Source organism: Bifidobacterium pseudolongum subsp. globosum, from assembly GCF_000741295.1.
Taxonomy (GTDB): Bacteria; Actinomycetota; Actinomycetes; order Actinomycetales; family Bifidobacteriaceae; genus Bifidobacterium; species Bifidobacterium globosum.
In genome coordinates this window covers 16,816-29,682 of record NZ_JGZG01000002.1, presented here as the reverse complement: position 1 = coordinate 29,682, position 12,867 = coordinate 16,816, and the positions used below count along the sequence as shown (strand labels likewise).

Annotated in this window: 11 protein-coding genes; 9 read left to right on the top strand and 2 right to left on the bottom strand. The window is 65.9% G+C overall.

Features of this window, described 5'->3' with window-relative positions; genetic code table 11:
* Positions 1-24 precede the first annotated feature (24 nt).
* The 4 genes from ftsY to BPSG_RS01075 all read left to right on the top strand — a co-directional run bounded on the left by ftsY (position 25) and on the right by BPSG_RS01075 (position 5,069).
* Complete coding sequence (gene ftsY / locus BPSG_RS01090) at positions 25-1,275, top strand: signal recognition particle-docking protein FtsY (protein WP_026644081.1); 1,251 nt, start codon at positions 25-27, stop codon at positions 1,273-1,275.
* A gap of 177 nt (positions 1,276-1,452) precedes the next feature.
* Positions 1,453-2,748: an ammonium transporter gene (locus BPSG_RS01085; protein WP_026644080.1), complete on the top strand. Its 1,296-nt coding sequence runs from the start codon at positions 1,453-1,455 to the stop codon at positions 2,746-2,748.
* Between the two features lies 1 nt (position 2,749).
* Positions 2,750-3,088: a P-II family nitrogen regulator gene (locus BPSG_RS01080; RefSeq protein WP_022858139.1), complete on the top strand. Its 339-nt coding sequence runs from the start codon at positions 2,750-2,752 to the stop codon at positions 3,086-3,088.
* 124 nt (positions 3,089-3,212) lie between these two features.
* The gene (locus BPSG_RS01075; RefSeq protein WP_026644079.1) at positions 3,213-5,069 is read left to right on the top strand and encodes a [protein-PII] uridylyltransferase family protein; all 1,857 of its coding nucleotides are present in this window, start codon (positions 3,213-3,215) and stop codon (positions 5,067-5,069) included.
* Between the two features lie 234 nt (positions 5,070-5,303).
* Here BPSG_RS01075 and BPSG_RS01070 read toward each other — a convergent pair whose 3' ends face one another.
* Both BPSG_RS01070 and BPSG_RS01065 read right to left on the bottom strand, forming a co-directional pair.
* Positions 5,304-5,876 (bottom strand): uracil-DNA glycosylase family protein, encoded by a 573-nt coding sequence (locus tag BPSG_RS01070; protein WP_238548917.1) that lies wholly within the window; start codon positions 5,874-5,876, stop codon positions 5,304-5,306.
* Positions 5,877-5,919: 43 nt separating this feature from the next.
* On the bottom strand, positions 5,920-6,513 hold the full coding sequence (locus BPSG_RS01065) for a uracil-DNA glycosylase family protein (RefSeq protein WP_026644077.1): 594 nt from the start codon (positions 6,511-6,513) through the stop codon (positions 5,920-5,922).
* Positions 6,514-6,644: 131 nt separating this feature from the next.
* Between BPSG_RS01065 and dnaB the strand changes: the two genes are divergently transcribed.
* The 5 genes from dnaB to BPSG_RS01040 all read left to right on the top strand — a co-directional run bounded on the left by dnaB (position 6,645) and on the right by BPSG_RS01040 (position 12,848).
* Positions 6,645-8,021: a replicative DNA helicase gene (dnaB, locus tag BPSG_RS01060; RefSeq protein WP_026644076.1), complete on the top strand. Its 1,377-nt coding sequence runs from the start codon at positions 6,645-6,647 to the stop codon at positions 8,019-8,021.
* Between the two features lies 1 nt (position 8,022).
* Positions 8,023-9,471 (top strand): Mur ligase family protein, encoded by a 1,449-nt coding sequence (locus BPSG_RS01055; RefSeq protein WP_026644075.1) that lies wholly within the window; start codon positions 8,023-8,025, stop codon positions 9,469-9,471.
* Positions 9,472-9,482: 11 nt separating this feature from the next.
* Positions 9,483-10,232 (top strand): type 1 glutamine amidotransferase, encoded by a 750-nt coding sequence (locus BPSG_RS01050; protein WP_026644074.1) that lies wholly within the window; start codon positions 9,483-9,485, stop codon positions 10,230-10,232.
* 79 nt (positions 10,233-10,311) lie between these two features.
* Positions 10,312-10,683, top strand: coding sequence for a phasin family protein (locus tag BPSG_RS01045; protein ID WP_080699279.1), 372 nt, complete (start codon positions 10,312-10,314; stop codon positions 10,681-10,683).
* Between the two features lie 131 nt (positions 10,684-10,814).
* Entirely contained in the window at positions 10,815-12,848 is a 2,034-nt protein-coding gene (locus tag BPSG_RS01040; RefSeq protein ID WP_026644073.1) for an ABC1 kinase family protein, read from the top strand.
* The last annotated feature ends 19 nt before the right edge of the window (positions 12,849-12,867 follow it).

Genomic DNA, 12,867 nt, shown 5'->3' with positions numbered 1-12,867 from the left:
GCGCAATGGTCTAGGCTGGGAGGCATGGATACCAACATGGTGTACGGCATCATTGCCGTCGTGGTCATCGCGGTGTTGCTCATTGTGGGCGGCATCTGGATGGACCGCTCACGTAAGAAGAACATACAGCAATCACAAGAGGCCGCGAAGGCGAAGGCCGACGAGCGTCTGGCAGCAGAACGCGCGGCGCAGAGGCCCACGGCGCCCGAACCGGCCGAAGCCAAGCGGAGCCCGGCCGAACAGACGCCGGACGCGCTTGCGCCGCCGGCTGAAGCGCCCGTTGAAGAAGTCGAAACGGTCGAGGAGACCGGCGTCGTCGAGGAACCGGTGCCTCCGGTCGAGAAGCCGGAAGGCAAGAAGGGCCGTCTGCAGCGCCTGCGCGAACGCCTGTCGAAGTCGAGCAACCCCTTCGGCAAGGCGCTGTTCAACATTCTGGCGAAGGACCACCTGTCGGAAACCGACTGGGAGGATGTGGAAGACACGCTGCTGCTCGCCGATGTGGGCGCCGAGGCCTCCGAACAGCTTGTGGAGCAACTGCGCACCGACGCGCGCGTGACCGGCGAGACCGACCCCACGCAGTTGCGTGAGGCGCTGCGCGGCGAACTGCTCGCCCTTGTGGGCACCGACGTGGACCGCAGCCTTGAGGCGGAGAAGCCGGGCGCCAAGAAGCCGAGTGTCATCATCATGGTCGGTGTGAACGGCACCGGCAAGACCACGACCGCTGGCAAGCTCGCCCGCCTGTTCGTCTCGGAAGACAAGACCGTGATGCTGGGCGCCGCCGACACATTCCGCGCCGCCGCCGCAGACCAGCTCGAGACGTGGGGCGCGAAAGTGGACGTGCCTGTGGTGCGCTCCGACAAAGAGGGCGCCGATCCGGCCTCGGTCGCGTTCGAAGCCGCCGCGAAAGCGAAGGACGACGACGTGGATGTGCTCATCATCGACACCGCGGGCCGCCTGCAGAACAAGGCGAACCTGATGGACGAGCTCGGCAAGATCCGCCGCGTGACCGAAAAGAACCTGCCCGTGGACGAAGTGCTGCTCGTGCTCGATGCGACGACCGGCCAGAACGGTATGGCGCAGGCCAAGGTATTCGCCGAGGCGATCGGCATCACCGGTGTGGTGTTGACGAAGCTCGACGGTTCCGCGAAGGGCGGCATTGTGATTTCCGTGCAGAAGGAACTCGGCGTGCCGGTCAAGCTCGTGGGTGTGGGCGAGGGCCCCGACGATCTGGCCCCGTTCGACCCCGAATCGTTCGTCGACGGGATCCTCGGCTGACCCAAGCAGCCCTTCGCAGCCCCCTGCGTGAGGTTACACATTCGTAATGCGCCGTAACTTGTTCAAAATCCGCGGGGCGTTCCATAACGCATGTGAGCCCCGCAGGGGGCTGCATCATTGGAGAGTCGCCCGCAGGGGCGAAATGAAAGAAAGACTACATAATAGGGAGGTGGCCGTATGGGACAGCTTGATTCCGGCAATACCGCGTGGATTTTGACCTCTGCGTGTCTTGTGTTCCTGATGACGCCAGGTGTGGCGCTTTTCTACGGCGGCATGGTCCGTGCGAAGGCCGTGCTCAACATGTTGATGATGGAGGCCGCCGCGCTGTCCGTCACGATGCTCATCTGGGGCCTGTGGGGATGGTCGATCGCATACGCCGGCAATTCGATCGGTGGTGTGTTCGGCGATCCTGCCACAGGATTCCTGCTGCGCGACACGATGGTGGCGCAGGACGGCGTGTTCACATCGGTCGGTTTGAACAGCAACAACTACCCGGCAAGCGTGGACGTGGCGTTCCAGGCCGCGTTCGCCATGATCACCGTCGCCCTCATCTGCGGCGCGATCGCCGAACGCGTCAAGTACAGCACGTGGATGATCTTCGTGGCGCTGTGGATCACCTTCGATTATGCTCCCATGGCCCACATGGTGTGGAACGGCGGCATCCTCTCTGCGGATGGCGCGATCTCGCAGGCGATCGGCGCCGCCGCACACGACTTCGCAGGCGGCACCGTCGTCCATATCAACGCCGCAGTCGCCGCACTGATCATCGTCCTGATCATCGGCAAGCGCAAGGGCTTCGGCACCGAGCCGATGCGCCCGCACAACGTGCCGTTCGTCATGCTCGGCGCATTCCTGCTGTGGTTCGGCTGGTTCGGCTTCAACGCCGGCTCTGCGTTCGCCGCGAACGGCGTCGCCGGCTACGCTTGGGTCTCCACCTCGCTCGCCGCGGGCGCCGCAATGCTCGCCTGGGGCTTCACCGAGAAGATCCGCACCGGCCACTACACCGCGATCGGCGCCGCTTCGGGCATCGTCGCCGGCCTTGTCGCGATCACCCCGGCCGCCGATGTCGTCTCCCCGCTGTGGTCCATCGTGCTCGGCGCGATCGCCGGCATCTGCACGTGCCTCGCCTGCTCGCTCAAGTACAAGCTCGGCTACGACGATTCGCTCGACGTGGTGGGCGTGCACGGCGTGGGCGGCCTCATCGGCACTGTGGCCCTCGGCTTCTTCATGCAGGACACTGGCCTGTTCTGCGGCGGCGACTGGCGCCAGCTCGTGGTGCAGATCATCATCGCGGTCATCGCCATCGCGTTCTCCGCGGTCATCACCACCATCATCGCCTTCGCGCTTGAGAAGACCGTCGGCTGGCGCGTCACCACCGCGCAGGAAGTCAGCGGCATCGATTTGGCCGACCAGGGCGAGCGCGCATACGATTTCGCTGGCACCGCCAGCTCCGTCATCAGGGAGATGAAGTGAAATGAAACTGATTACCGCCATCATCCAGCCCCATAAGCTCGACGACGTCAAGGAGGCCCTCGCGGCCGCCGGCGTGCACGGCCTGACCGTTTCGGAGGCCAACGGCTACGGCCGCCAGCGTGGCCACACCGAGATCTACCGCGGCGCCGAATACACGGTGGACCTGATCCCCAAGATCCGCGTGGAGGTCCTGTGCGACGACGCCGATGCGGAAACACTCGTCGACGTCATCATCAAATCCGCCGGCTCCGGCACGATCGGCGACGGCAAGGTGTGGGTCGCACCGCTCGACATGGTGGCGCGCGTGCGCACCGGCGAAACCGGTTCGGCCGCCATCTGACCCATCCAGACATGCGCGGGCGGGCGGTTCTGAACCCTTTCCGCCCGTCCGCGCACACTCCATCCCCGCGTGGCCCCCAGCTCGCGGGGATTTTCCATACCTGCACCCTGTGGAAAGGAACCCCATGCCCAGCGCAGTCAGCGATCTCAAAACACGCATGCTCGAACTGAGCGCGCCGGACGCGGACGGCGTACTGCGCGGCGGCACCGCCAAGCGCGCCGCGCGCACCGCGCTCGCGATGGACGCGCTGGCGCAATTGTGGAACGAAGCCGCGCAGGCCGTGCCGTTCGACGTGCCGAGCCGCGGTGTGGCGCTCGCCGCCGTCGGTTCGCTCGCGCGCGGGCAGATCGGCCCCGCGTCCGACCTTGACCTCGTGCTGATCAGCGACGGCCGCGCGTTGGACCATACGCGGCTCGCCGAACTCGCGAACAAGCTGTGGTATCCGATCTGGGACGCGGGAATCGACCTGGATTATTCGGTACGCACCGTGGCGGAGTGCGAGGCCGTGACCGACCACGACCTGCCGGCGGCGATGGGCTGGCTCGACGTGCGCGCGGTCGCGGGCGACGGTGAACTCGTGACGCGCACATCCACCGCCATTTTGGAACGCTGGCGCAAGGCCGCGCGCAAACGGCTGCCGGAACTGCTCGACTCCGCGCACGTGCGGCTGAAGCGGTTCGGGCAGATGCCGTATGTGAACCAGCCCGACATCAAGGAGTCACGCGGCGGCCTGCGTGACACCGTGTTGTTGGGCGCGCTCGCCGCGTCGTGGCTCGCGGACCGCCCTCACGGCCGGTATGACGCCAGTGTGGAGCGGCTGCTCGACGTGCGTGACTGCATCCATATGGCCGCCGGCAAAGACACAAACCTGCTGCTCGCGCCCTATCAGGCGCCGGTCGCCGCGATGCTCGGGCTTGCGGACCCCACACTGCCGAGTGGTGCGCGCGAGGCGAAGTCGATCGACGATCTGCAGACATTGCTCGCGCGGCTCGGGCGTACGATCGCGTTCTCGCTCGACGCCACGGCGGCGCGCGCCGAACGCACGCTTGTGCACGACAAGCCGCGCTTCTCGTTCTTCCAGATCCGCCATCCGCGTGCCGGCGGCAAACGTGAGGCGCCGACCTTCGACGTGCTCGCGGCCGGCGTGGCCGAACACGAGCACGAGGTGGTGCTGGCGCCGGGCGCCGACGTGCAGGCCGACGGCGCACTGCCGCTGCGCGCGGCGGTCGCGGCGGCCGAACACGGCCTTTCAATCAACACGTCCACATTGCTCAATCTGCGGCGCGCGCCAATCAGCTACACGGAGTGGACGGACGAGACGCGCGCGCTGTTCGTGCGTCTGCTCGCCACCGGCGCACAATTGACGCGCACATGGGAGGAGCTCGATGTGGTGGGGCTCCCCAGCCGCTGGATGCCCGAATGGGAGGCGATCCGCAACCGGCCGAGCGCCTCCGCCGCACACCGCTTCACCATCGACCGGCACATGCTCGAGGTGACGGCGCAGCTCACCTACACGCGCCCCGATTTTCTGGCGGCCGGCGTGGCGCCGCGCACCGCGGAGCACTACACGAGCGACCAGTATACGGCGCTGTTGCTCGCGGGGATCCTGCACGACATCGGCAAACGGCCGGGCGTCACCGACCACGCGCGTGAAGGGGCGCGCCATGCGCGCGCGGTGCTCACGCGCATGGGTTTCGACCCGCGGATTGTGCACTGGGCTACATTGCTCGTGCGCGAACATCTGACACTTTCGGAATTCGCAAGTTCGCGCAACCCGAACGACCCCGAGGCGGGCGGTGAGCTTGCGCGGCGCGTGGAGCACGACCCGGCGCTGCTCGACATGCTGTTCGACCTGACGCGTGCCGACATGTGTTCGTTGGGAGCCACCGCCGAAGAGCAGATCTCGGGCAAGGTGGGGTGGAGCCGGTGGCGCGCCCAATTGGTGACGACGATGGCCTCGGTGGCGCAATACCACATGTGAGTGGTAGGTGTAGCAGAGAGTTGCCTATATGGCAAATCGGGACAGTGGGGAGCGGCGGCCATGGGTCTGTATCCCCACGCCATCCACAGACTTATCCACCGAATGTGGATAAAATCAGCGACAATCCACATGGTTATCCCCAGAATGTGGATAACTCACGATTTTGTGGATAATCTCATCCACAGGGTGGCATCCTATGGTTTTCTGCCCACCGCAAAAATGCAGTGGAGCAGGTCACTTGAGAATCTCATGCACGCGCTGCTGCAACGCGGGCACCACATCGCGTTCGAACCACGGGTGCGCACCGAGCCAAATGCCGTTGCGTGGCGAAGGGTGCACAATCGGGAAGAACTCGGGCAGGTAGCTGCGGTAATCCTCGACGATGCTCGTGAGCTTGACCGACGACTTGAGGTGCAGGTAGTGGTGCGTCGCGTATTGGCCCACGAGGATCGTGAGCTGGATATCGGGCAGGTCGGCCAGGATGCGCGGATGCCACTTCTCGGCGAATCCGCGCCGCGGCGCCAGGTCGCCTGATTTGCCTTTGCCCGGAAAATAGAAATCCATCGGCAGGATCGCGAACATGCCCGAATGGTAGAACGTGTCGCGGTCCACGCCCATCCATGCGCGCAGGCGGTCGCCGCTTGGGTCGTTCCAGAACAGCCGCGTCTCCTGCGCGCGCACGCCCGGCGCTTGCCCCACGATGTTGATGCGCGCGGTCGTGGGCGCACTGAACAGCGGTGGAATGCCCCGCTCGGTGTAGCTGCGGTTGGCCGGGTCGGCCATGATCTCCCTGTGTGATGCGCTCAATCGTTTCCATCGGTCACCTTTTCCATGTAGGGGGCAGGGCACGTCACTGCCGCGCGTCGATGATTCCATGCACGCGTGTGCGCAGTGCGGGGATCACGCGCTCGTCGAACCACGGGTGCTCCGTGCGCCAGATGTTGGTGCGGCCCGAGGGGTGCACGATGAGGAAGAACTTGGGCAGGTATTGTTCGAAGTGCTCCACGGTCTGCGTTTCGCGCGCTTCGGTGTTCTCATGCAGGTAGTAGCGCTGCGCGTCTTCGCCCGCCAGGATCGTCAGCTGCACATGCGGCAGGTCCGCGTTGATCTGCGGGTGCCATTGTGGCGCGACCCACGGGCGCGGTGTGTCTCCATGGCCGTCCTCTCCGTCGCCGAGGAAGTAGAAATCCATCGGCACGAGCGCGAACAGGCCGGAATGGTAGAACGTCTCGCGGTCCACGCCGAGCCACTCGCGCAGGCGGTCGCCGCTGCGGTCGTCCCAGCATAGCCCGCTGCGCTGCGCGTCCGCGCTCGGCGTCTGGCCGACGATCGTGATCACGGCGGTGGATGGCGCGGAGAACACCGGCTTCCACCCTTCGGCGGTGAAGCGCGCGTTGCGCGGGTCGTTGATGATGCTGGTTCTGATGTCTTCGATACTTGCCAATGCGGCCTCCCACCGATCTGGCTTCCGATTGTAGGCGCGCCACGCCGGTGGATGGCGGGTCTCGCTACGGGGGAAACAGGTTGCGCGCAGGGGGTGTCGGTGCTGCCGGACGGTGGATATACTCGTGAGCTATGGCTGAAGGATTCCAGAAAACCGACATGAATGACGCATCGCTGTTCGACCGCGTGCCCCCGCACGATGATGACGCCGAGCGTGCCGCGTTGGGTGGCATGCTCGTCAGCAAAGACGCGATCGGCGAGATCTCGCAGGCCCTCGACCCCGAGGACTTCTACCAACCGAACCACCAGACGATCTACGAGACGATCCTGGCCATGTTCAGCGCCGGCGACCCCGTGGACAGCGTGACGGTGGCCACGAAGCTCGACGAACACGGCGACCTGCAGAAGATTGGCGGCGTGAACTATCTGCACGACCTGGCGTCGGAGGTGCCGACGGCCGCGAACGCCTTGTATTACGCCGAAATCGTGCACCAGCGCGCGCTGCTGCGCCGCGTGATCGCCACCGGCACCAAGATCACCCAGCTCGGCTACAACGCCGGCGGCGCGCAGGCCCAGGACGTGATCAACCTGGCGCAGGCCGAGGCCTACGAGATGGGCGAAGGCAAGGTGCATCAGGACTACGTGCCGCTGCGCGACGCCGTGAACACGGCGCTCGACCAGATCGACCGCATCCAGAAAGGCGAGATCGAAGCCGGCATCCCCACTGGCTTCCGCGAGATCGACGCGATGACGAAGGGCCTGCAGCCGGGCCAGATGGTGGTTGTGGCCGGCCGCCCCGCGATGGGCAAATCGACGCTCGGCGTGGACTTCGCGCGTTCGGCCGCGCTCAAGCACCACGAGCCCACCGTGATCTTTAGCCTCGAGATGAGCCGCATCGAGCTCGCGCAGCGCATCATCGCCGCGGAGACGAACATTCCGCTCGCCGCGATGCGCAACCCCGACGACATCGACCCCGGCCGCTGGAACGTGCTCAATGACTTCTATGGCAAGCTCGAGAGCGCCCCGCTGTACATCGACGATTCGCCGAACATGAGCCTCATGGAGATCCGCGCCAAGTGCCGCCGCCTCAAGCAGACGCAGGGCCTCAAGCTTGTGGTGATCGACTATCTGCAGCTCATGAGCTCGGGCAAGCAGGTGGAAAGCCGCCAGCAGGAGGTCTCCGAGTTCTCGCGCGCGCTCAAGCTGCTCGCGAAAGAGCTCGAACTGCCGGTCGTGGCGTTGAGCCAGCTCAACCGCAATTCCGAGACGCGCAACGACCGCAAGCCGCAGATCTCCGACCTGCGCGAATCCGGCTCGATCGAGCAGGACGCCGACGTGATCTTCCTGGTGCACCGCCCCGACGTCTATGATAAAGAGGACAGGCCGGGCGAGGCGGACATCATCATGGCGAAGCACCGCAACGGCCCCACCGCAACGTTCCAACTCGGGTTCCAGGGCCAGTACTCGCGCTTCAGCGACATGGCCCAGAACATGCAACAGGGGGTCTGACATGACGCAAGCACCCACCGGCACACCGGCGCCGCGCGCGCCTTGGTACGCCTTCGCCACGCCCACGATCGGCAAAGGCGTGCGCTGGGCTTCGCGCATCACGCACCATGGGGGCAGCGCGTTCCCCGGCAAGGTCGTGGAACGCGTGGACCCCGGCTTCCTGTGCCGCACGCTCGCGCAGCTGCCGCTCGGTGTGGTGCTTGTCTCGGGCACCAACGGCAAGACGACCACCACGCGCATGGTCTCGATGATGCTCGAATCGTTGGGATTGCGCGTGTTCACGAATCCCACCGGCTCCAACTTCACGCGCGGCGTCGTCTCCGCGCTGTTGCAGGAGGTCTCGGCGGGCGGCGCGCTCGACGCCGACATCGCCGTGCTCGAGCTCGACGAGGCCTACGCCGTGCATTTCGTGGAGCAGGTGCGCCCCGACTACGCGCTGCTGCTCAACGTGATGCGCGACCAGCTCGATCGCTTCGGCGAGATCGACAACACTGCGCGCCTGCTGTCACGCGTCGCCGCCGCCACGACCGGCACGGTGGTGCTCAACCGCGAGGACCCGCGCATCGCCGCGCTCGCGCAGGTCGTGCCAAGCAGTGCGCGCACTGTGCACTTCGGCCTTTCGCAGGCCCTGCGCCGGTTCTTCCCGACCGACGACGACATGGCCACGACCTTCGAGCGTGACGCCGCACCGGCGCCCGCGCCCGCCGAACCGACTGCGGGCACCGTGGCCGACGTGATGCTCACCGGCGTGGGCGACCACCGCGCGCAACTGCTCATCGACGGCACCGAATACGACTCCGAGGTGCGCCTCGAAGGCGTCTACAACCTGTACAACGCGGCGGCCGCGCTCGCCGTGGTGCGCGCGGTGCAGGCTAACGTACGCAACCCGCAGGCGATTTGCGAGCGCGCCGCGCGCCTGCCCGCCAAGCGCCGCGACGGGTTCGTGATGCGCGCCCAGCGCTTCGCCGGCGCCTCGACCGATGCGCTCGTCGATGCGCTCGCGCAGGTCACGCCGGCGTTCGGACGCGGCGAGGTGATCGACGTGCATGGCTCGCCCGTCGAGCTGCTGCTCGTCAAGAACCCGATGGGGTTCCGTCTGGCGCTCGCCTCATTCCCGCCGGCCGGCTGCAACACGATGATCTGCATCAACGACGAATACGCCGACGGCCGCGACATGAGCTGGCTGTGGGACGTCGACTTCACGAGCCTGCACGCCACCGGCGTCGACGCCGTGTCGGGCGTGCGCGCGTGGGACATGGCGCTGCGGCTTGAATACGACGGCGTGGCGGCGCGCGGCGTCAACACCGACCTCGAGCAGGCGGTGCGCGCGTTCGTGGGCATGGACCCGGGCACGCGCAAACACATCTACTGCACATACACGGCGATGCTCGCCGTGCGTTCGATCCTGGGCACGATGGCCGACGTGGCGGACGCCGGCGTGGGCAAGTAAAGGAGTGCGTGATGGCACGGCAAATCGACATTGTCTCGCTCTACCCCAAAGACATGAACATCTACGGCGATTCGGGCAACGTGCTCACCGTGGAGCGCCGGCTCGCGCTCTACGGCTATGAGCCGCGCATCCACGCCATCAACCAGAATGACCCGTGGCCCGACCATGCCGACATCATCCTGGGTGGCGGCGGGCAGGACAACGGCCAGCGCAAGATCATCGAGGACCTGTTCCGCCGCGCCGACTTGCTGCGCTCGCTCGCGCAGGACGGCGTGCCGATGCTCATGATCTGCGGCCTCTACCAGCTGTTCGGCGAATACTTCGAGACGGTGGACGGCTCGAAGCTCGAAGGCATCTCGATTATCGGCGCCTACACGGTGGGGCGCGATGTGCGCATGATCGGCAACCTCACCGAAACGAGCGAACAATTCGGCCGGATCGTGGGCTACGAGAATCACTCGGGGCAGACGTTCCTGCGCGAACATGTACGGCCGCTGGGGAGTGTGGACGCCGACGGCTGCGGCAACAACGGCGAGGACCACACCGAAGGCGCCGTGGTGAACCATGTGATCGGCACCTACATGCACGGATCGCTGTTGCCGAAGAACCCCGCGATCAGCGACTTCCTGATCCGTGCGGCCGCCGAACGCCGCTACGGCACGTTCACCCCCGAGCAGAGCGCAGACATGCGCGACGAGCTCGCGCGCTTGGACGCACTCGCCGAACATGCCCGAGCCGTGGCCGAGGTACGCCCACGCTGAAACGCCGCCGCGGCGCGCGGCAGGCCGGCCTCAAGCGTGTAGAGTGGGCAATGACAGTCGTTTGAACCCGGGAGGTATCATGACCGACAACAACACTTCCAACAACACCAACATGCCTGACTTCGGCGAAGGCCTGCGCAAGATCTTCCTCGCGGGCGTCGGCGCGCTCGCCGCCACCGCGGAGAAGGGCCAGGAGATCGTCAACAATCTGGTGGCCCGCGGCGAGCTGACCGTCGAGCAGGGCAAGAAGCTCAACAGCGAGCTCGCGCACAAGGCCAACGAAAAGTCGGCAAGCCTCAAGGAGCAGGCGCAGGAAGCCACGCAGACCGTGCGTGACGCCGCCGCCGGCATCAAGGACCAGGTGCAGCAGACCGTCAAGTCCGTCGTCGATTCCGACGATGACGCTGACAGCACCCCGTCCGACCCTGCGAACGCCGGCTCCGCGAAGTGAGCCGCCCCGGCGCGGCGCCCTGCGTGGCCCGCGCCGTAGCCAATCCCGATGAGCGTGCGATGACGTGCACAAGCTCCCGATGACACGCGCCGCCCGAGCCGGTATGCCCCGGGCGGCGTTTTGGTTTGCCTATGAACGAACACAATCCAGATGACCGCAGCGAGGTGCGCGAACTGCGCCGTGACGAGCGGAAGGCCGCGCGTGCGCGCCGCAGCGCGGATGAGCAGGCCGCGCGCGAGGCGCGTGAACGCCGCGTGCGTGAAGACCGTGAGGCCACGCGGATCATCGCGCTCGACGACGCGTTGCAGGATCAGGAGGCGGCGGCCGATGCGCCCGGTGCGGCCGGGGAGCGCGACGCCCGGCTGCGCGCGCAGGCCGAGGCCCACGAGGCGGAGCGGATCCTGCAGTTGGAAGACGACGAGCGGCAGGGCGCGCAGCAGCACAGCGGTCCGGCGCGCCGCCAGCCGATGCCCGAGGACGTGCCGTTCAACCGGCACACCGAAGATGAGACAATCGGCCTGTTCGGCGCGCGCAAGAAGTCGTTCTCGAGCGAATACCACCTCACGCGGCGCAGCAAAATCAAACGCCTGCACCAGATCGGCAAGATCGCCGTGCAGTTCGACGCCCTCAAGGGGCTCACGCCGGTCAAGATGCGCCTCATGTTCGAAGCGCTCGGCCCCACGTTCGTCAAGGTCGGGCAGATCCTTTCGATGCGGTCCGAGATCCTGCCGCAATCGTTCTGCGATGAGCTCGCGAAGCTGCGCGCCGACGCCGACCCCATGCCGTATTCGATCGTGCTCGAGACGCTCGAAAACGAATACCGGCGGCCGGTGGACGAGATCTTCGCGAAGATCGACCCCACGCCGCTTGGTTCCGCCTCACTTGCGCAAGTGCACCGCGCCACGCTGCTCACGGGCGAGGACGTGGCCGTCAAGGTGCAGCGGCCGGGTGTGCGCGAGACGATGGCCGAGGACGTGTCGATCATGCGTTCGCTCGCGCGCGGCGCCACCAAGATCATGCACAACGCGCAGGTGGTGGACTTCCAGGGCGTCGTGGAGGAACTGTGGGAGACCTTCGACGAGGAGACGAACTTCCTCAACGAAGCGCGCAACCTGTGTGAATTCAAGCGCTTCTGCGAGCACTATGCCTACATGGACTGTCCCACGCCGTATGTGGACCTGTGCACCGAGCATGTGGTCGTCATGGAATACATCGAGGGCATTCCGATCGCGCACACGCGCGAACTGCTCGACGACGGTTATTCGCTCAAGGAGATCGGCACGAAGCTCGTCGACAACTACGCTTCGCAGATCCTCGACGCCGGCTTCTTCCACGCCGACCCGCACCCGGGCAACATCGAGATCCGCGGCGGCACGATCGTGCTGCTCGACCTCGGCATGACCGGGCGGCTCAACGCATCGACGCGCGCGGCGCTCAAACAGATGTTGTTCGCGGTGGCCAAGCAGGATTCGGCGGGGCTCGCCGACGCGCTGCTGCGCTTCGCCGGCACCGAGATCAACCACACGGACTACCCCTCGCTGCTCGCCGACCTGGACGGGATCGTCGAGGAATTCGGCACCGTGGATCTGGCCGACCTCGACTTGGCCGCGTTTTTGGCGCAGTTGACGCAGATGGCGCGCCGGCACGGTATCGAGATTCCGAGCTCGGTGACCACGGTGGGCCGTGCGCTCGTGACGCTCGAAGGCCTGCTTGACAAGTTCATCCCCAACGTCAATATGATCCAGATCATCTCGAAGCACATCGCGGCGTCGAAGACGAACATGGAATCGGTGACCGACGAACTCAAGACGCTCGCCGTGGAGGGGCACGAGGCGCTGCACGGCGCGCTCAAATCGATGAGCGAGGCCAACACCGCGCTCCACATGCTCACGCGCGGCGAACTGCGCATGAACCTCGAGCTCGTCTCATCCGAAGAGCCGATGCGCCAGCTTTCCGACATGGTCAACCGACTGACGATGGCGCTCATCGTCGTCGGCCTGTTCATCGGATCGTCGATCGTGTACTACGCCGGCATGAAGCCGATCATCTTCGGCATCCCGGCCGTGGGGTTCCTGGGGTACTTGGCGGCGTTCGTGCTGTCCGTATGGATCGTCTTCGACATCTACTCGAAGAAACGGCAGGCCAAACGGCGCGCCCGCAAATGACGCGCGTTCGCTGACAGCA